Origin of the sequence: Acinetobacter sp. V104_13 (assembly GCF_031798995.1) — a bacterium.
GTDB classification, from domain to species: Bacteria; Pseudomonadota; Gammaproteobacteria; order Pseudomonadales; family Moraxellaceae; genus Acinetobacter; species Acinetobacter pittii.
The window spans coordinates 120567-139621 of record NZ_JAVQNP010000024.1 but is presented as its reverse complement, the minus strand read 5'-3'; the positions used below and the strand labels follow the sequence as shown (position 1 = coordinate 139621).

Here is a 19055-nt window from a genome sequence, read left to right as displayed (position 1 = left end):
CCAATTTAATCAGGTAATTTAAAGTCCGTTACCGATTCACGTAATGACTCTGCCATGTTTGCTAGTTCAGAAACAGAGCGTGCTGTATCAAAGGTTGCAGTTGTCGTTTGTGAAGTAATTTCTTGTACGACTGTCATGGTGGTCGCAATGTGGCTGGCAGATGCAGATTGAAGTTTTGCTGCATCAGAAATGCTGGCAATTAAGTTTGCCAAGTCACCCGATACTTTTTGAATTTCATCCAAGGCAATACCCGCGTCTTTTGCCAAGTTTGCACCACGCACAACTTCAGTGGTGGTTTGTTCCATCGAAATAACAGCTTCATTTGTATCGGTCTGAATTGTTTTAACCAGAGTTTCGATCTGTTTAGTTGCCGATGCAGAACGCTCTGCAAGACGCTGTACTTCGTCAGCAACTACGGCGAAACCACGACCTGCTTCACCAGCCATAGATGCTTGAATTGCTGCGTTTAATGCAAGAATGTTAGTTTGGTCGGCAATATCGTTAATGAGCGATACGATGTTACCAATTTCTTGTGACGACTCACCCAATCGCTTAATACGTTTAGACGTTTCTTGAATCTGTTCACGGATTGTGTCCATACCTTCAATTGAACGGTTTACCACTTGCGCACCATTAGAGGCAATTTGTACCGAACGCTCTGCTACCTCAGCAGATTCAGATGCATTTGAAGATACTTGGTCAATCGATTGCGCCATTTCATTCATTGCTGTTGATGCACCCGCAATTTCTTGAGCCTGATGCTCAGATGCCTCTGCTAATTGGTTCGTAATACTTTGCGTATCTTGCGTATAGCGAGCAACCTCTTGAGAGGTTTCATGAATACGGGATACAAGGTCACGTAGTTGGTCAATCGCAAAGTTAATCGAGTCGGCAATCGCTCCCGTAAAATCCTCAGATACAGTTGCATATGAACGTAAGTCACCATCTGCAAGATCGGCGATTTCATCCAGTAAACGTAAAATCGCATTTTGGTTACGGTCATATTCGTCTTGTAATCGAGTAACACGTTGCTTATCCATCACACTACGTAATGTGATCAATTTAAATACAGAGAAGATTAAGCCTGCTAAAGAACTGATTAGCACCGCGCCTAACAATAAAGTAAGCCAGTTCTTTCTTGCTACATCAGATAAATGACCCAAGTTATCTAACATCACATCTGATTTAGAGAAGATCTGAGAAGATGCCTGACGAACATTGACAATCTGGTTACCATTTTTTAATACCGTGGCAGCAGCAGATTTTAAGACTTTGTCATATTCAGATTTAATACTTTCTAAAGATTCACGTAAAGCTGGATCTGCAATACGATCAACACCCAATTCAGCATTACCATTAAGTTCAGCATTTAAATACGTACCAAACGTATCAATGTCTACACCAAAATCGCTAGTCGATACATTGCCATCGGTACCACTTAATACCGAGTTAATAGAACGTAAAATACGTTCTGCAATAAATACTTGGTTTTTGGCAATAATTACCTGACTACTTGGCAAACCTTGACGTGCCATTTGGTCAACCATCAAGTTATATTCTGCCTGAATCTCTGGAACGGTTTCGCTAATAGAGATGTTGGTATCATATAGCTGGTTAAGGACTTTTTGATGTGCTGAAATCAAATCGATGTTTTTTGAAAGTTCAGTCCACATAACTTGAACTTTTTGATATTCATCAGTCGACTTACCGTGAATATTTTCAATCTCAAGTAAGTTTTCATTAAAGTCTTTTTGAGACTGCTGTAGCTTGGTGATTGCCTCTTGAGAGCCAGACTCAGTTGCTTCAGTTGCTTGTTTAGAAATCGTTTGAGATAACAAACGTAACTCACCGAGACTTCGAATTAACTGGTTATGACGTGGTACGTTATAGAACAGATAGGCTAGAGAAACTAATGCAAGCACAAAACATAAAAGTGCTGCATACAGGATTGGCTTGGACTTTTCACTTTCCCCAAATAAACTGGCAAACTGCTCAATTTTTGACTGGATTGTTGCAATAAAATTGACACCCGATTTTTCGGACGCAACTCGACTACTGCCTTTCTTTTTAAGCTTAAAGCCCATAGCTTTTCCCCAGAAAAATACTCTGTTTTCACAGCGTAAAAATTAGTTTATAAATTTTGTCGATGCATTCATGTAATGTGGGTTTTGCAATAAACGACTAAATAAAAAGACATGCCAATGCTGGTTATGTTGATGAAAATAACCTTGGCAATATTCTTTTAGATTTTCCTCTAAGTCTAAGCTTTGAGAAAAAAAGCTTTTTTTATTAAAGTGCTGAATCCCCAAAACCTGATCCACGACCAACCCCACATACTGGTCGCGATGGCTAATACACAATACTTTTTGAGTTGACGAAAATGAACTTCGTTGCCCTAAAATAAAATGCGCCAAATCAGACACTGAAAGTAGTCTTCCTCGAATATTTGCCAATCCCTTTACCCAACTTTGGGTATTTGGAACTGGTGTATATTTTGGTGGATAGATTACTTCTGACACTTCCCCAAGTGGTGCGACGAAGTATTGCCCTCTCATTTCAAAAGCAATTCCTGACCATCGCTGTGCTTCATTTTGAACTGAAGCGTAATTCTTATTACCCCGTTTAGACAAACGAAGTAACTCGATAAATCCATTCGCTGCCATACTCGATCCTATAAAACGGGTACAAAATGCCCGTTATTTATGTTTTTATGGATGGATGAGTTAATTTAGAAATTGTTTAATTACATCAATCAATTGATTTTCTTCGATTGGCTTAATCAAATAATCGATTGCACCTTGACGCTTGCCCCATACACGGTCAGTTGCCTGATCTTTAGTACTCACAATCACAACAGGGATATGCTTAGTGTCTTCATCACGAGTAATCTGACGTGTTGCCTGAAAACCATTTACACCTGGCATTACAACATCCATCAATACAAGATCTGGTTGCTCTGCTTTTGCAAGAGTTACACCATCTGCACCATTTGATGCTTCAAGCACGTCATAACCATGTTTGGTTAGGATTTCTTTAAAACGAAAAGTTTCGGTTGGTGAATCATCTACAATGAGAATACGTGCCATTTTTTTGCCCTCAAATTATTGTTTATGAACTTACATGATTACGAATCGCGTTTAACAATTCATCTTTGCTAAAAGGTTTCGTCAAGTATTCATCTGAACCTACCACACGCCCTTTTGCCTGATCAAATAAACCATCTTTACTAGAGAGCATGATAACGGGAATGTTCTGATAATTTTGAGAGTTTTTTATCAAAGCACAAGTTTGATAACCATCTAAACGAGGCATCATGATATCGACAAAAACAATATCCGGATTTGCTTCTGCAATTTTGGACAAAGCTTCAAATCCATCCACAGCAGTAATGACTTCACAGCCTTCGCGCTGTAATAAGGTTTCTGCTGTACGGCGAATGGTTTTTGAGTCATCAATCACCATTACTTTCAGATTTTGGAATGCATCTTCCATTTAATCTTCCATCCCCATAAAAATAAAATATAAATGCAATTTAACTTAAATTTGTTTTTACACATTTATACGCATTTTTAACATATCTCACGTTCTATTTTCAATGAGGCATTTTTGTCTACTTTCTCATTTATAAACAATAACTTTTAACCTCATCACACTTTAATTAAAATTATCATTTTTTTTATAATGACTATATTTTTATTCAGCTAAATAATAATTAATATAATGAAGATTAAATATTTAAAAATAAGCGACTTAGCTATCTTTTTTGGGGATTTTCAATGAATGACAGGATGAAATATGCCTTTTACAGGAACTGTTTGTCTGTATCTATAGGCATTATTTCCTTCGGATCACTCTTTTTCTTACCCTCTAGTGTTGCTATTGCCGACACACCTAAAGCGGTTTGGTATCGTTATTATGACCAACATGGTATTGCCAATATTAGTACATCGGTCACACCTGCTCATATTCGTTATGGTTATGAAGCTCTAGATCGTAATATGCAAGTAATAAAAAGAAACCACTCTTATAATGCTGAAGCTGATTTAAATCAATCGAGTCAACGGGCATTATTGGCGCGACATAAAGAACAAGATATCAAATTAAAAAAAGCTTATAGCAATAGTAAGACAGCTTCGATTAAAAGAGATCAGGCATTAGTGTCTATAAAAAAGCAAATTAATTATCAACAGCAACAACTTAATCAATTACAACAAGACAAAATTTTATTTAAGCGTCAGGAAATGGAGTATTTCAGAAAAGGAGAACCGATTCCTGAGCGTCATAAGGCGTTGATTGAAAACAATCTAAATAATATTAATCGGGTTAAACAAACACTTGAAACACTTTCCAAGACCTATAACCGAACCAACAATGAGTATGAAAATATTATCGATCGTTTAAAAAAGCTTGAATAACTGCAAAGGTTTATCAAGAATAGGGGCAAAATAAAATTTGAATTATAGGATGATGCTGTATGCACACAATGCATCTCACCCCTTCTACTTTTTTTAAACTGAGTATTATTAGTTTATGTTTAATTTTAGCTGCATGTAATCAGCAAGAAACAACTCAAACCTCAGCCTCAGCTCCTGTAAAAATTGAGCTTATTCCTCAAGATCTTATTGCTGTTAAAGAAGGAGCTCTTGACTCTCAAACTGCATTTACAGGAACTATTCGAGCGGTTCAGCAAAGTTCCATTCAGGCACAAGTGAGTGCAACAGCGACGAATGTCACTGCAAATGTGGGACAACAGGTACAAAAAGGCCAAGTTCTGGTGAGATTGAATAATCAGGACAATGTTGCAAGATTAGCGCAAGCACGCGCCAACCTTGCATCAGCTCAGTCACAAGCTGAACTTGCTCGTAATTTGATGAACCGAAAACAGAGATTATTTAATCAAGGTTTTATTGCTCGTGTCGAATTTGAACAAAGTCAGGTTGACTATAAAGGCCAGCTTGAAAGTGTAAAAGCACAACAAGCCAATGTTGATATTGCTAAAAAAGCGGATCAAGACGGAATTATTACTAGTCCAATTTCAGGTGTGATTACTAAACGCCAAGTTGAACCCGGCCAAACTGTTTCAGTTGGACAAACACTATTTGAAATCGTAAATCCAGATCAACTTGAAATACAGGCCAAGTTGCCAATTGAACAGCAAGCTGCACTTAAGGTCGGTAGTAACATTCAATATCAAATTCAGGGCAATTCAAAACAATTAAATGCAACGCTAACTCGCATTTCACCTGTTGCAGATCAAGATAGTCGACAAATTGAGTTCTTTGCTGCTCCTAAAGAAAAAATTGATTCGTTAAGCATTGGAGCTTTCATTAATGGAAACATTCTGCGCAATGACACTCATCAAGGCCAAACGATTCCTTTAGATAGCATTCAAAATATGCAACATGACCCGTTTGTATGGGTGATACGCAATCACACTATTCAAAAAGTTAAAATTCGGGTGGTTGAACAGCGTTATAACGACAATATTGCTTTAGTCGAAGGTTTACAAAGCACAGATCTGGTCAGCCGTATTCAATTTGAAGATTCCGACATTAATAAAAAAGTGACAGTTACAACCGACAAAAATAAATAAGGTAGCAAATAGCGTATGTGGTTTACTCGAATCAGTGTGAAATACCCCGTTTTTACCATTATGATGATGCTCAGCTTAATGGTACTCGGGTTGGCCTCTTGGAAACGTATGACTGTCGAAGAGTTTCCAAATATAGATTTCCCATTCGTAGTGGTCACTACGCAATATGCGGGTGCGTCGCCTGAAGCGGTTGAGTCAGATATTACAAAAAAACTTGAAGATCAAATCAATACAATTTCAGGAATTAAACAGATTACCTCACGCTCAAGTGAAGGCCTTTCAATGGTGATTGCCGAGTTTAATCTTGATACTTCTTCGGCGATTGCTGCTCAGGATGTTCGTGACAAAATTGCACCCGTCACAGCGCAGTTCCGTGATGAAATTGATACACCGATTGTGCAACGCTATGACCCCTCTTCTAGCCCAATCATGTCAGTCGTATTTGAATCAAACAGCATGAGTTTGGCGCAATTAAGTTCGTATGTAGATAAAAAAATCGTACCTCAGCTTAAAACGGTTTCGGGTGTCGGTAATGTGAATTTATTGGGCGACGCTAAACGGCAAATACGAATAAAGGTTATTCCTGCACAATTGCAAAGCTACGGCATTGGTATTGATCAGGTCATTAACACGCTAAAAAATGAAAATATTGAAGTGCCTGCAGGGACCTTACAGCAAAAAAATTCTGAACTGGTTGTACAGATTCAATCAAAAGTTATTCATCCCCTTGCATTTGGTGATTTGGTCATTGCCAATAAAAATGGTTCACCCATTTTTTTAAAGCAAGTGGCAACTGTTGAGGACACACAAGCCGAACTACAATCGAGTGCCTTTTATAATGGAAGAACTGCGGTCTCAGTCGATATCTTAAAAAGTTCCGATGCCAATGTAATTAAAGTCGTCGATCAGACTTATCAAACGTTAGAGAAATTAAAAGATCAAATGCCTGCGGGTTTAGATTACAAAGTCGTAGCTGATAGCTCTAAAGGTATTCGCGCTTCAATCAAAGATGTTGTTCGAACCATTATTGAAGGTGCTGCTTTAGCAGTTCTCATTGTTTTACTCTTTTTAGGCTCTTTCCGCTCTACAGTTATTACTGGTCTAACCTTACCGATTACCTTGCTCGGAACCTTAACTTTTATCTGGGCATTTGGGTTTAGCATTAACATGATGACGCTGTTAGCACTATCGCTCAGTATTGGTTTACTCATTGATGATGCAATTGTAGTTCGGGAAAATATCGTCCGACATACTGAACTGGGCAAAGACCATGTGACCGCGGCTCTTGAAGGGACAAAAGAAATTGGTTTAGCCGTACTCGCAACCACGCTTACTATTGTGGCAGTCTTTCTACCCGTAGCCTTCATGGGTGGTCTGATTGGACGCTTCTTTTATCAATTTGGTGTAACGGTCAGTACCGCTGTTTTAATTTCAATGTTTATTAGCTTTACGCTCGATCCAATGCTTTCAGCTCACTGGAAAGATCCTGTAAAGAAAAAAGATAATTGGCTACAACGTTTTTTTAACCATATTTCTAATTTGCTAGATCGGCTTACTCATGTTTATGAAAAGCTCTTAAAGCTTGCTCTACGCTTCCGTTTAATCACGGTTATTGTTGCAATCGCTTCATTATTTGCTGCATTAGGGCTGTCTAAACTCATCGGGACCGAATTTGTACCTACACCAGATAAGGGTGAAGTCCGTATCCAGTTCGAGACTCCTGTAGATTCTTCTTTAGAATATACCCAAGCCAAATTACATCAGGTCGATCAAATTATTAGACAATTCCCTGATGTGGTTTCTACGTATGGCGTGGTTAACAGTGAAGTAGACTCTGGTAAAAACCATGCTGGTTTAGGGGTGACCTTAAAGCCAAAACAAGAACGTAGCTCAGATCTTAATACTCTCAACAATGAGTTCCGTGATCGTTTGCAAACTGTAGCAGGTATTCGAGTGACCTCTGTTGCCGCAGCACAGGACTCTGTCTCTGGCGGACAAAAGCCAATCATGATTTCTATTAAAGGATCTGACCTAAATGAACTACAAAAAATTTCAGATCGCTTTATTGCTGAAATGGAAAAAATTAAAGGCGTAGTTGATTTAGAAAGTTCATTGAAAGAACCCAAACCTACTTTGGGTGTTCATATTAATCGCGTGCTAGCAAGTGATTTGGGCTTATCTGTTTCCCAAATTGCGAATGCCATTCGACCATTAATTGCGGGCGACAATGTCACTACGTGGGAAGACCGCGACGGCGAAACTTATGATGTGAATTTACGTTTAAATGAAAATAAACGTATGCTTCCGCAAGATGTTCAAAATTTATATATCAACTCTAATAAAACCAATGCAGCTGGACAAAATATATTAGTTCCATTGAGTGCAGTAGCAACGACCGAAGAAAAGCTCGGTGCTTCACAAATTAACAGACGTGACCTTGAACGTGAGGTTCTTATTGAAGCAAATACCTCAGGGCGCCCGAGTGGAGATATTGGTCAAGACATCGACAAAATGCAAAAGGCGTTTAAGCTACCTGCGGGCTATACTTTTGATACGCAAGGGGCAAATGCCGATATGGCTGAATCTGCGGGATACGCATTAACAGCCATTACCCTATCGATTGTATTTATTTATATCGTGTTAGGTTCTCAGTTCAATAGCTTTATTCATCCCGCAGCAATTATGGCCTCTTTACCTTTGTCATTGATTGGGGTTTTTCTTGCCTTATTCTTGTTCCAAAGTACCCTAAATCTGTTTTCGATTATTGGTATTATCATGCTGATGGGACTTGTCACTAAAAATGCGATTTTGCTGATCGATTTTATTAAGAAAGCGATGGATCAGGGTGTGAGCCGTTATGACGCTATTTTACAAGCTGGTAAGACCCGTTTACGTCCAATTTTGATGACCACAAGTGCTATGGTGATGGGGATGGTTCCCTTAGCTTTAGGTCTCGGCGAAGGCGGTGAGCAAAGCGCACCAATGGCTCATGCGGTTATTGGTGGTGTGATAACCTCTACTCTGTTGACTCTTGTGGTTGTACCCGTCATTTTCACTTATCTGGATGACTTGAAAAACTTTATGCTGCGTCAAACACGACGATTCATGTCATAATGCAACGATTATCGTATAATCTGCGTTTTTATAACGCTTAACTTTTAGGACTTTTTCCATGCGCGCAAGCCGCTTTTTATTTGCAACGTTGAGAGAAACCCCAAATGATGCTGAAGTGATTTCACACCAGCTCATGTTACGTGCGGGGATGATTCGTAAATTGGCATCTGGTTTATATACATGGCTGCCGATGGGAACACGTGTGCTTAAAAAAGTAGATGCGATTGTTCGTGAAGAAATGAACCGTTCAGGCGCAATGGAAGTATTCATGCCCGTGACTCAACCCGCAAGTCTTTGGGAAGAATCAGGTCGATATGAACAATATGGCCCTGAGTTATTACGTTTTAAAGATCGTCATACGAACCCATTTGTACTTGGGCCAACGCATGAAGAAGTTATTACAGATATGGCGCGTAACGAATTAAAAAGTTATAAGCAGCTTCCTGTAAATTTCTATCAAATTCAAACTAAATTCCGTGATGAAATCCGTCCACGTTTTGGTGTAATGCGTTCACGTGAGTTCATCATGAAAGATGCTTATTCTTTCCATGCAACTCAAGAATCATTACAAGAAACTTATGATGTGATGTACGACACTTATAGTCGTATTTTCACTCGTTTAGGTTTAGATTTCCGCCCAGTACAAGCAGATACAGGTTCTATTGGTGGTTCAGCTTCACACGAATTCCACGTATTGGCTGCAAGTGGTGAAGATGACATCGCATTTTCAACTGAATCTGATTATGCAGCAAACGTTGAAATGGCTGAGGCTGTTTTAGTGGGTGAACGTGCAGCACCGACACAAGAATTTAAATTGGTTGAAACACCAAACCAAAAAACGATTGATGATGTTTGCCAATTCTTAAATGCTGATCCAAAGCAATCTGTTAAAGCATTATTGGTTCAAGGCGTTGCTGATGAAAAAGGTAATGTTCCTGTCGTTGCTCTATTTGTACGTGGCGACCACGAACTTAATGAGATTAAAGCTGAGAAGCATCCTTTAGTTGCTGTGCCTCTTACTTTTGCAACTGAAGAACAACTCCAAGCATTTGGTTTAACTGCTGGCTTTACAGGTCCACAAGGTTTAGTTGAAAAAGGCTTAACCGTAATTGTTGACCGTGCTGCATCTGTTCTTTCAGACTTCGTTGCGGGTGCAAATGAAGCTGACAAACATGCGGTTGGCGTAAACTGGGAACGTGATGCACAAATTAGCGAAGTTTTTGATCTACGTAATGTGGTTGAAGGCGATCCATCTCCAGATGGCAAAGGCACACTACAAATTAAACGCGGTATTGAAGTAGGTCATATTTTCCAGCTTGGTACTAAATACTCTGAAGCTTTGGGCTGTAAAGTTCTAGGTGAAGATGGCAAACCATTTACAGTAACCATGGGATGCTACGGTATTGGTGTAACACGTGTTGTTGCAGCTGCAATTGAACAAAACTACGATGACAAAGGTATTATCTGGCCTCAAGCCATTGCACCTTTTGAAATTGCAATTGTTCCAATGAATGCGCACAAATCACCACGTACTCTTGAAGCAGCAGAGTCTCTTTATGCAGAACTTCAAGCTCAAGGTTTTGATGTGTTACTTGATGATCGTAACGAACGTCCAGGCGTTAAATTCTCTGACCTTGAGTTGATGGGTATTCCACACCGTATTGTGATTGGTGAAAAAGGTCTTGATGCTGGTACTTTTGAATACAAAGGCCGCCGAGATGCTGAAGCGAGCAATTTAACTAAAGAAGAGCTTTTAGCTAAGTTAGCGCGTTCATAAATACTAAATAAAAAAGCAGCTTTTCGAAGCTGCTTTTTTTAACTCAATTTTTATGCCTGAACCGTTAAGTCTTTAATAGTTGTCGATGAACCATTGTTTTTAACCGACTCAATTCCTTTATCTCGTGAAGCTTCACTTGCATAGAACTGACTCGTGCCAATAATCTGATGATTTGCAGCTTTTAAATTGAAATAAGGTTTCCCATCCTTTGCAGTTAAACGCTCATATCGGGCGTCATCACCACTATTTTTCTGAATTGATTCAATACCATTTACAGCAGAGGCTTTTGCCTTATATAGCTCGCTATTTAAAATAGGCTCACCATTTCCTGCCTTTAAGATAAAGCGATATTGTCCATCACTCGCTTGTGAAATTTCGTACCATCCTGCCATAAAAACCTCATTTTTTTGTTGGTGTGGGTATGACTTTCGTTATTATTCTGGACGAAAGTTATTTGTTATTAATGACAATATAAAGGCGTAAATATCCCTTGAACAGCCCATTTTTTATACTTTTTCGTAATAAAATTATAATGATGTTAGGAATTTAAAAAGCAGAGATATATACATATATCTCTGCTGAAATGTAATAATAATTAACAGTTTAAGCTTTTTTTACAAATTCAGATTTAAGTTTCATCTGACCAATACCATCAATTTTGCAATCAATATTGTGGCCATCACTTGCATCTGGAACTAAACGAATCGTTTTTACCTTTGTCCCTACTTTAACGACTGAAGAAGAGCCTTTAATTTTTAAGTCTTTAATTACAGTGACGCTATCACCGTCTGCCAAGACATTTCCATTTGCATCTTTAATAATTTCTTGTTCTTCAGTTGCTGATGCTTCTCCTTCTTTCCACTCATGTGAACATTCAGGACAAATCAATAAGTCGCCATCTTGGTAAGTATATTCTGATTGGCATTTTGGGCAGTTTGGCAAAGACATGAAAAAAATCTCAAAAAGTATATTATGCGAGAAATGACTCATTTTTTAAAGTTTTAAATAATAGACTTTTACCAAAAAAAAATTTATATATTATTTTAAGTTTTTACTTAATAAATATTCCTTCAAAATAATTGCGTGATTGTTTTCAACATCCTTGGCTGAATATAAAAGTGTGACTGTATTCCTTGATGCGATTTGTTGTAGCTCCTGAACTGCGGAATTGGTCTCAAGCTCTTTTAAATAGCGCTGTTTAAATTCTTCCCAATGATCTGGTGTTGCAGCATGGAACCACTTTCTAAGTTCAGTTGAAGGAGCCACTTCTTTTAGCCACAAATCCAAGTGGGCATTCTCTTTACTAATTCCCCTGCTCCATAGGCGGTCAACCAAAATTCGCTTACCGTCACTAGGGTCGGCCTTTTCATAAATTCTTTTAATATGTATATCCATTTCTGACACCTACTCAGCTCAATCTAAATATCATTGGCTTAATCATCACATTGATTTGCCTTCCTCTACAATCTAAATCTTTTGCGCTAAATATTGTCTCAATTTGCCATTACTGATTAATTCAGGCATATAAATTGCTTTTGAATTTTTCATTATTTTATCAAATGGTAAAAAATGAAATATTATATTTATCCGTGTTCATCTCAAAAAGACGCCCCTTATTTGATTTTCTCATCTGGCTTAGGTGGTCATGCTAGTTTTTGGAGCCCACAACTTGAATCGTTGAGTACGCATTTCAACATCGTGACTTATGACCAAGAAGGCTGTCACCAAGACAGTGCTTTATTACCTGCACACTACCATATGTGTGACATGGCAAATCAAGTACTGCACTTATTAGAACATCTTCAAATTCATGAGTTTCATATGATCGGGCATGCTTTGGGTGGCATCATCGGAATGGAACTCGCAAAGCAACTACAATCTAGCTCAATTACCATGCTTAGCCTGACACTGATTAATGCGTGGGATGAGCTAGATGCGCATACACAAAAATGTTTTGATGCCCGTATCGCATTATTAGCGTCAGCAGGTGCTGAAGCCTATGTGCGTGCACAGACATTATTTTTGTATCCTGCAGCATGGATTTCTCAGAATCATAGCCACATTAAAAGTACCGAAGATATTCAACTCCAAGGTTTTCCGCCCAAGACAAATGTATTTGCCCGACTCAAGGCATTAATGCATTTTCAATTACAGGCAGAGCACGTACAGGCACTACAAGACACTGCAATTCATATCATTGCCAATCAAGATGATTTTTTAGTTCCAGTACATAAATCACATGATCTTTTTACCAAACTCGGTCATGGTCAACTCTGCATTTTACCCTCTGGTGCCCATGCTTCCACAGTGACCGAATCTCAACAACTAAATCAAACTTTCATTCAATTTTTCCATAGCATTAAGGCCTTATCATGAATGCAAAAACATTAAATATGTTAGATCAACTCTTTTTAGAAGCTAGAACCCACAGCACGTGGTTAGATAAAGCCGTCAGCCCCGAGCAAATTCAACAAATTTATAATTTGGTCAAAATGGCACCGACTTCTGCCAACTGTAGTCCTGCTCGTTTTGTATTTTTAACAACACCTGAAGCTAAACAAAAACTCAAGCCAGCATTGTCGTCTGGCAATGTAGAAAAGACGATGACAGCTCCTGTCACTGTTTTGGTTGCAACCGATGCAAGATTTTATGACAAACTGCCAGAACTATTTCCGTATGCTGATGCAAAATCATGGTTTACATCAAGTGAAGCCGTAGCACATGAAACTGCTTTTCGTAATAGTTCATTACAAGCTGCATATTTGATTATGGCATGCCGTAGTTTAGGTTTAGATACTGGTCCAATGTCTGGTTTTGATGCGAAACAAGTTGATGAGCTATTTTTTGCAGGGGCAAATCATCATATTAATCTCATCATTAACATCGGCTATGGCGACCCTCAGAAAGTTTATACACGCCTTCCCCGTTTAAATTTTGAAGAGGCTTGTCGAGTGGAATGAGTTAAGTCCATAACACCCTCTTCAATCTCAAAAGAGAAATACTTTAGTTCTACACGGCGACTTCAATGTCGCCTTTTTTTGTTCTGCTGTTTTATAAAATTGGATGTAATACACACTCCAAAAGTAAAATTGATCAAATGATGCACAATGAAGCAAGTTAGTTCCTCCTTGGTGCACAATCGCATTATTTTTTACCATTTGATAAAAATTATACCAAACAATAAATTCAATACATTGATAAATATATAAATATTAAAGTTGGCACGCGCTATGCATTATTAAAAATACAAACAAATACTGAAAATTATATCGTTTATAGCTTTCAGTTCGACTTCCTAAACTCACGATGGGGAATCAAGATGAAGATCGGCGTTTTTTGTCCAATTGGAAATAATGGCTGGCTGCTTTCAGAAAATGCACCGCAATATAAACCTACCTTTGAATTAAACAAACAAATTGTACAGCGTGCTGAACACTACGGTTTTGACTTTGCCCTTTCCATGATTAAGTTACGTGGTTTTGGCGGAAAAACTGAGTTTTGGGACTATAACCTGGAAACATTTACCCTCATGGCAGGTCTCGCTGCTGTCACCAGTAAAATCCAAATTTATGCAACCGCTGCAACACTAGTCATGCCTCCTGCAATTGTGGCACGTATGGCATCGACCATAGATTCGATTTCCAACGGTCGCTTTGGATTAAACGTCGTGACTGGATGGCAAATGCCTGAATATTCCCAAATGGGTATGTGGCCTGGCGATGAATATTTTGCTAAGCGCTATGACTACTTATCTGAGTATGTCGAAGTTTTGCGTGAACTTTGGGCAACTGGGAAGTCAGACCTAAAAGGCGAGTTCTTCCAGATGAATGATTGTCAGGTCAAACCACAGCCTCAAGCTGATATGAAAATTATCTGTGCAGGACAGTCTGATGCTGGTTTAGCTTTTTCCGCAAAATATGCTGACTACAACTTTGTTTTCGGAAAAGGTTTAAACACACCGACAGCCTATGCCGAAATTAATGATCGCTTAAAAGCTCAAACTGACAAAACTGGACGCAATGTACAGACCTATGTGTTGTTTATGGTAATTGCTGCCGAAACAGATGAAGCTGCAATGCAGAAGTGGCAACACTATAACGACGGTGCGGACATGGAAGCTATTCGTTGGCTACAAGACCAAGGTGCAAAAGATAAAGTGTCTGGCACTGACACCAATATTCGCCACATGGCCTCTAGCGTTTCTCCCGTCAATATCAATATGGGCACCATTGTTGGCTCTTTTAAAAATGTCGCAAAAATGCTCGATCAAATTTCCGAGATTAAAGGGACAGAGGGAATTTTGTTGACCTTTGATGACTTTTTACAAGGCATAGAAGATTTTGGTCAACGCATTCAACCGCTCATGAAATGTCGTGAAAGTGTCGTTACCGAACTGACAGAGCAAGCCGAACCAACTGTTTTGGAGAAAAGTGCATGAATGAAATGTCTAATATTGTATGTGCAGAATTCACGGCACAGATTGGTACAGGCAAAGTGTTGAAAGCCGAACCTGAACATATTCAATTAGCAGCAGAACAAACTGCGCTTATTGTCATTGATATGCAAAATGCCTACACCTCTTTAGGTGGGTATTTAGATTTAGCAGGTTTTGATGTCTCAAAGACTAAACCCGTAGTCGAAAATATTAAAAAGGCGATTGATGCTGCACATATTGCAGGGATTCAGGTCATCTATTTCCAAAATGGTTGGGATAAAAACTACGTCGAAGCTGGTGGTTTAGGCTCACCAAATTTTCATAAATCCAATGCCTTAAAAACCATGCGTAAACACCCCGAATTACAAGGCCAACTTTTATCTAAAGGCGGTTGGGACTTTGCTTTAATTGATGAGTTACAACCTCTTCCACAAGACATCATTATTGAAAAGCCACGTTATAGCGGTTTCTTTAACACAGCGCTCGACAGCATTTTACGTGCTCGTGGCATTCGTAATTTGGTCTTTGTAGGCATTGCCACCAATGTCTGTGTCGAGTCGACCTTACGTGATGGTTTCTTTTTGGAATATTTCGGTGTTGCACTTAAAGATGCTTGCTATCAAGCCGGACCTCAAGAGGCTCATGACGCAGCCCTATATAACATTAAAACTTTTTTTGGCTGGGTATCTGACACCAATAGTTTTATTGAAACCTTTAGTTCGGCATCAACATTGCTACAGCAATCTGCCTAATTCATACATTTAATTTTATCTAAAATTTTTGATTTGGAGCATCTTATGTCTAAACAAGTTGTTATTCCTGAAGGAACATCGGCACCACTTGCACCCTATGTTCCTGCAACCAAAGCAGACAATATTGTGTATGTCTCAGGCACATTAGCTTTTGATGAAAATAATAATGTGGTTTGTATTGGTGATGCTGCAGGACAGACTCGCCATATTTTAGAAACAATCAAAAAAGTGATTGAAACTGCGGGTGGCACCATGGATGACGTAACGTTCAATTCCATTTTCATTAAAGATTGGGCGGACTATACCGCAGTGAATACGGTATATGCAGAATATTTTCCGGGTGACAAACCTGCTCGCTTTTGTATCCAGTGCGGCTTGGTGAAACCCGATGCCTTAATTGAAATTGCATCGATTGCCCATGTGGGATAAACGATGTCACTGATAAAAACCTTCAGCATCATAACTGATGTGATGTTTTAGCCTCGATTCATTGTAATGACCATGCATTGGGGTTGGAGAGTAATCATGCAAAAAAGAGAAGAGAAACAGGTTTTAACTCCATCTGCTATTCAGCAGGCTCAAACATGCTCAACACACTTAGAAGTAGATCAGCATACTTTTAGACAAGGCATGGCAAATCTTGGAGCAGCAGTGAATGTCATCACGACAGATGGACCTGCGGGACAGGCTGGCTTTACAGCCTCCGCAGTATGTAGCGTAACCGATACACCACCGACACTATTGGTTTGTCTGAATCGCTCAGCATCAGTTTTTAATACTTTTAAACAAAACGAGGTGCTTTGTGTCAATACTTTAGCTGCCCATCAAAGTACGCTATCTACAATATTCGGCGGAAAAACACCAATGCCAGAACGCTTTGCCCATGGGGAATGGAGCAAGCTACTCACTGGTTCTCCGATTTTGAATGAGGCCTTGGTGTCATTTGATTGTGAAATTGTACAAAGCATGAGTATCGGTAGTCATGATGTCTTATTTTGTGCGGTCAAAGCAATGAAACACCAAAGTGGACTTAATGCACTTATGTACTTCAACCGCAGTTATTGCGAATTACAAACAGCATGCTAATGCAGATAAAAAATGAAAAAGAGGATCTGTTATGCGAACAAAAGAATCTTGGTTTCCTAAATTTAAGCCGCACACAGGTAATTTAGAAACTCCTGTACAAATTGATGAATATCTTCCTCCCGGTAAAAGTATTGTTTTGGGGTTACAACATGCTTTTGCGATGTTCGGAGCGACTGTTTTAGCCCCGTTACTCATGGGCTTTGATCCGAACCTCACCATTTTTATTACTGGTATTGGCACCATCTTGTTCTTTTTAATTACAGGTGGGCGTATGCCTAGCTATCTCGGATCAAGCTTCGCCTTTATTGGCGCAGTCGCAGCAGCAACAGGCTATGCAGGGGTTGGATCAAATCCCAATTTAGCTGTAGCGCTTGGCGGTACAATCATTTGCGGTTTGGTTTATGCATGCATCGGTTTAATTGTGATGAAAACTGGAACTGCATGGATTGAAAAACTCATGCCACCCGTGGTCACTGGTGCAATTGTCATGATTATTGGTTTAAACCTTGCACCTGTAACAATTAAAAGCGTTTCGACAAATAGTTTTGACACGTGGATGGCAGTCATTACCATTTTATGCATTAGTGCTGTTGCTGTTTTTACAAGAGGTATGATTCGCCGCCTTCTATTACTCATCGGGCTCATCAGTGCTTATTTTATTTATTTTCTACTCACCAATATCTTAGGGTTAGGCAAACCCATCGATTTTAATGCAATCAGTCAAGCTGCATGGTTTGGCCTACCCACTTTTCACTCACCTGTTTTTAATGCCAAAGCTATTTTATTGATTGCACCTGTTGCGCTTATTTTAGTCGCTGAAAACTTGGGACATTTTAAAGCGGTTTCTGCCATGACAGAACGTAATTTATCGCCATATATGGGGCGTGCTTTTTTTGCAGATGGTATCTGTACAAGTTTATCAGCTTCTGTTGGTGGTACAGGCATGACGACTTATGCTGAAAATATTGGGGTAATGGCTGTAACTAAAGTCTATTCAACGACTATTTTTGTGGTTGCGGGACTATTTGCAATTCTACTCGGTCTATCTCCTAAATTTGGAGCAATCATTAGTACCATCCCTGTCGCTTTATTAGGCGGTGCATCCATTGTTGTCTTTGGCTTAATTACTGTTGCTGGAGCAAAAATTTGGATCGATAACAAAGTTGATTTCACTAAAAATAGTACTTTAATCATTGCAGCAGTCAGCCTGATTATGGGTGCTGGTAATTTAAGTCTACATATTGGGCCATTTGACTTAGGAGGTATTGGAACTGCGACACTTGCAGCAATTGTGCTTAACCTATTACTCAACAGAACGGAAAAATCCGAAAGTCAATCTATTGAAAAATCAGTAGAACCGCTTAATTCTGTCCCACATCTCTAATTCTGGAGAAACTCCTTGATTCAAAGTGTTTCATTTATCGGTTTAGGTGCGATGGGATGGCACATGGCTTCCCATTTAACCCAAGTATGTAGCCAAGTGTATGTTTGGAACCGTACTTTTGCTAAAGCAAAGCAACATGAACAATCCTTTGGTACGCAGGCTGTAGACCTGACACAAGCTCTACAAGCAGATATTATCTTTTCATGCCTACCGACTAGCCAAGATGTAGAAAATTTAATTGCGGATTCTCAACTAAAACAAGGCTGTATTTGGGTGGATTGCACTAGCGGTGTGCCAGAGACTGCAAGAAAACTCAGCCAACAGCTCAAAGTAAATGGAGTTGATTATTTAGATGCACCAGTTTCAGGACAAACGATTGGAGCTGAACGAGGAACTCTCACGGTAATGGTCGGAGGTGACGAGTCTGCTTTTAAAAGAGCAAAACCAATCATTCAAGCGTTTGCTAATTTAGTTGAATATGTTGGCGATAGTGGTGCTGCCTTTGCAGTAAAAGCCATCAATAACACATTAATGGCAACACATCTTTGGGCGTTGGCAGAGGGATTAAGTATCCTTAAATCTCAAGGCGTAAATTTACACTCCGCAATGAACTGTATTAACCACTCTAGTGGCAAAAGTAATGTTTCAGAACACATCATGATGCAACGTGTTTTAAACCGCAAATTTGAAAAAACTTTTGCATTAGATTTATTACAAAAGGATATTGGAATTGCACTAAATCTCGTTACTCAAAATAATTTGGAACTTCCAGCTTTTAGTCTTATTCAGCAACAGTTTAATCAGGTTTCCAAACCCGATGCACAACAAGTCGATTTTTCAGCCATAGTTAAGCTATTGGAACAACAAAACCAATTAGAACTATGTTAAGAGTAGGTCATACGACCTACTCTTTT

At 39.1% G+C, this 19055-nt stretch carries 19 protein-coding genes; 12 read left to right on the top strand and 7 right to left on the bottom strand.

Annotated elements, in window-relative coordinates; translation table 11 throughout:
- Positions 1–5: 5 nt before the first annotated feature.
- From RMB06_RS09505 to pilG, 4 genes are read right to left on the bottom strand one after another with little or no spacing between them, the layout of a single operon-like run.
- Positions 6–2084: a methyl-accepting chemotaxis protein gene (locus RMB06_RS09505; protein WP_005072794.1), complete on the bottom strand. Its 2079-nt coding sequence runs from the start codon at positions 2082–2084 to the stop codon at positions 6–8.
- A 42-nt stretch (positions 2085–2126) separates the two neighbouring features.
- Entirely contained in the window at positions 2127–2663 is a 537-nt protein-coding gene (locus tag RMB06_RS09500; RefSeq protein ID WP_002116439.1) for a chemotaxis protein CheW, read from the bottom strand.
- 60 nt (positions 2664–2723) lie between these two features.
- Entirely contained in the window at positions 2724–3086 is a 363-nt protein-coding gene (locus RMB06_RS09495; protein WP_002116220.1) for a PleD family two-component system response regulator, read from the bottom strand.
- Between the two features lie 22 nt (positions 3087–3108).
- Positions 3109–3492, bottom strand: coding sequence for a twitching motility response regulator PilG (pilG, locus tag RMB06_RS09490; protein WP_000389061.1), 384 nt, complete (start codon positions 3490–3492; stop codon positions 3109–3111).
- Positions 3493–3776: 284 nt separating this feature from the next.
- Between pilG and RMB06_RS09485 the strand changes: the two genes are divergently transcribed.
- From RMB06_RS09485 to RMB06_RS09470, 4 genes are all read left to right on the top strand, one after another.
- The gene (locus RMB06_RS09485; protein ID WP_069036171.1) at positions 3777–4415 is read left to right on the top strand and encodes a hypothetical protein; all 639 of its coding nucleotides are present in this window, start codon (positions 3777–3779) and stop codon (positions 4413–4415) included.
- A gap of 68 nt (positions 4416–4483) precedes the next feature.
- Positions 4484–5593, top strand: a complete 1110-nt coding sequence (locus tag RMB06_RS09480; RefSeq protein ID WP_213689813.1) for an efflux RND transporter periplasmic adaptor subunit — start codon at positions 4484–4486, stop codon at positions 5591–5593.
- Positions 5594–5608: 15 nt separating this feature from the next.
- Positions 5609–8707 (top strand): efflux RND transporter permease subunit, encoded by a 3099-nt coding sequence (locus RMB06_RS09475; RefSeq protein WP_057077430.1) that lies wholly within the window; start codon positions 5609–5611, stop codon positions 8705–8707.
- Positions 8708–8765: 58 nt separating this feature from the next.
- Positions 8766–10484 carry a proline--tRNA ligase gene (locus RMB06_RS09470; RefSeq protein ID WP_311079199.1) on the top strand — a complete coding sequence of 573 codons (1719 nt, stop codon included), beginning with the start codon at positions 8766–8768 and terminating at the stop codon, positions 10482–10484.
- Positions 10485–10534: 50 nt separating this feature from the next.
- On the opposite strand, the gene RMB06_RS09465 is transcribed toward RMB06_RS09470, so the two are convergent.
- The 3 genes from RMB06_RS09465 to RMB06_RS09455 form a co-directional block, all read right to left on the bottom strand.
- Positions 10535–10876 (bottom strand): YegP family protein, encoded by a 342-nt coding sequence (locus tag RMB06_RS09465; RefSeq protein WP_311079197.1) that lies wholly within the window; start codon positions 10874–10876, stop codon positions 10535–10537.
- 211 nt (positions 10877–11087) lie between these two features.
- Positions 11088–11432 carry a zinc ribbon domain-containing protein YjdM gene (locus tag RMB06_RS09460; RefSeq protein ID WP_002116259.1) on the bottom strand — a complete coding sequence of 115 codons (345 nt, stop codon included), beginning with the start codon at positions 11430–11432 and terminating at the stop codon, positions 11088–11090.
- 90 nt (positions 11433–11522) lie between these two features.
- On the bottom strand, positions 11523–11879 hold the full coding sequence (locus tag RMB06_RS09455; RefSeq protein WP_311079194.1) for a DUF488 domain-containing protein: 357 nt from the start codon (positions 11877–11879) through the stop codon (positions 11523–11525).
- Positions 11880–12053: 174 nt separating this feature from the next.
- On the opposite strand from RMB06_RS09455, the gene rutD reads away from it, so the two are divergent.
- The 8 genes from rutD (at position 12054) to RMB06_RS09415 (ending at position 19029) form a co-directional block, all read left to right on the top strand.
- Positions 12054–12860: a pyrimidine utilization protein D gene (gene rutD / locus RMB06_RS09450; protein ID WP_311079192.1), complete on the top strand. Its 807-nt coding sequence runs from the start codon at positions 12054–12056 to the stop codon at positions 12858–12860.
- Complete coding sequence (locus RMB06_RS09445; RefSeq protein WP_311079190.1) at positions 12857–13444, top strand: malonic semialdehyde reductase; 588 nt, start codon at positions 12857–12859, stop codon at positions 13442–13444. Before rutD ends, RMB06_RS09445 begins: the two co-directional genes overlap by 4 nt.
- 359 nt (positions 13445–13803) lie before the next feature.
- Positions 13804–14922 (top strand): pyrimidine utilization protein A, encoded by a 1119-nt coding sequence (rutA, locus tag RMB06_RS09440; protein WP_270907499.1) that lies wholly within the window; start codon positions 13804–13806, stop codon positions 14920–14922.
- Positions 14919–15671 carry a pyrimidine utilization protein B gene (rutB, locus tag RMB06_RS09435; RefSeq protein WP_075383722.1) on the top strand — a complete coding sequence of 251 codons (753 nt, stop codon included), beginning with the start codon at positions 14919–14921 and terminating at the stop codon, positions 15669–15671. The genes rutA and rutB overlap by 4 nt, the downstream gene beginning before the upstream one ends.
- 45 nt (positions 15672–15716) lie before the next feature.
- Positions 15717–16100 carry a pyrimidine utilization protein C gene (gene rutC, locus RMB06_RS09430; protein WP_002116077.1) on the top strand — a complete coding sequence of 128 codons (384 nt, stop codon included), beginning with the start codon at positions 15717–15719 and terminating at the stop codon, positions 16098–16100.
- A gap of 66 nt (positions 16101–16166) precedes the next feature.
- Positions 16167–16757 (top strand): NADH-dependent FMN reductase RutF, encoded by a 591-nt coding sequence (gene rutF / locus RMB06_RS09425; RefSeq protein WP_311079187.1) that lies wholly within the window; start codon positions 16167–16169, stop codon positions 16755–16757.
- A gap of 31 nt (positions 16758–16788) precedes the next feature.
- Positions 16789–18141: a pyrimidine utilization transport protein G gene (gene rutG, locus RMB06_RS09420; protein ID WP_032056680.1), complete on the top strand. Its 1353-nt coding sequence runs from the start codon at positions 16789–16791 to the stop codon at positions 18139–18141.
- Positions 18142–18156: 15 nt separating this feature from the next.
- Entirely contained in the window at positions 18157–19029 is an 873-nt protein-coding gene (locus RMB06_RS09415) for an NAD(P)-dependent oxidoreductase (RefSeq protein ID WP_080973433.1), read from the top strand.
- The last annotated feature ends 26 nt before the right edge of the window (positions 19030–19055 follow it).

What these genes read in the sequence shown, in the direction of transcription:
- RMB06_RS09505 (WP_005072794.1), bottom strand. Translation starts at nt 2,084, where the DNA reads ATGGGCTTTAAGCTTAAAAAGAAAGGCAGTAGTCGAGTTGCGTCCGAA.
- RMB06_RS09500 (WP_002116439.1), bottom strand. Translation starts at nt 2,663, where the DNA reads ATGGCAGCGAATGGATTTATCGAGTTACTTCGTTTGTCTAAACGGGGT.
- RMB06_RS09495 (WP_002116220.1), bottom strand. Translation starts at nt 3,086, where the DNA reads ATGGCACGTATTCTCATTGTAGATGATTCACCAACCGAAACTTTTCGT.
- pilG (WP_000389061.1), bottom strand. Translation starts at nt 3,492, where the DNA reads ATGGAAGATGCATTCCAAAATCTGAAAGTAATGGTGATTGATGACTCA.
- RMB06_RS09485 (WP_069036171.1), top strand. Translation starts at nt 3,777, where the DNA reads ATGAATGACAGGATGAAATATGCCTTTTACAGGAACTGTTTGTCTGTA.
- RMB06_RS09480 (WP_213689813.1), top strand. Translation starts at nt 4,484, where the DNA reads ATGCATCTCACCCCTTCTACTTTTTTTAAACTGAGTATTATTAGTTTA.
- RMB06_RS09475 (WP_057077430.1), top strand. Translation starts at nt 5,609, where the DNA reads ATGTGGTTTACTCGAATCAGTGTGAAATACCCCGTTTTTACCATTATG.
- RMB06_RS09470 (WP_311079199.1), top strand. Translation starts at nt 8,766, where the DNA reads ATGCGCGCAAGCCGCTTTTTATTTGCAACGTTGAGAGAAACCCCAAAT.
- RMB06_RS09465 (WP_311079197.1), bottom strand. Translation starts at nt 10,876, where the DNA reads ATGGCAGGATGGTACGAAATTTCACAAGCGAGTGATGGACAATATCGC.
- RMB06_RS09460 (WP_002116259.1), bottom strand. Translation starts at nt 11,432, where the DNA reads ATGTCTTTGCCAAACTGCCCAAAATGCCAATCAGAATATACTTACCAA.
- RMB06_RS09455 (WP_311079194.1), bottom strand. Translation starts at nt 11,879, where the DNA reads ATGGATATACATATTAAAAGAATTTATGAAAAGGCCGACCCTAGTGAC.
- rutD (WP_311079192.1), top strand. Translation starts at nt 12,054, where the DNA reads ATGAAATATTATATTTATCCGTGTTCATCTCAAAAAGACGCCCCTTAT.
- RMB06_RS09445 (WP_311079190.1), top strand. Translation starts at nt 12,857, where the DNA reads ATGAATGCAAAAACATTAAATATGTTAGATCAACTCTTTTTAGAAGCT.
- rutA (WP_270907499.1), top strand. Translation starts at nt 13,804, where the DNA reads ATGAAGATCGGCGTTTTTTGTCCAATTGGAAATAATGGCTGGCTGCTT.
- rutB (WP_075383722.1), top strand. Translation starts at nt 14,919, where the DNA reads ATGAATGAAATGTCTAATATTGTATGTGCAGAATTCACGGCACAGATT.
- rutC (WP_002116077.1), top strand. Translation starts at nt 15,717, where the DNA reads ATGTCTAAACAAGTTGTTATTCCTGAAGGAACATCGGCACCACTTGCA.
- rutF (WP_311079187.1), top strand. Translation starts at nt 16,167, where the DNA reads ATGACCATGCATTGGGGTTGGAGAGTAATCATGCAAAAAAGAGAAGAG.
- rutG (WP_032056680.1), top strand. Translation starts at nt 16,789, where the DNA reads ATGCGAACAAAAGAATCTTGGTTTCCTAAATTTAAGCCGCACACAGGT.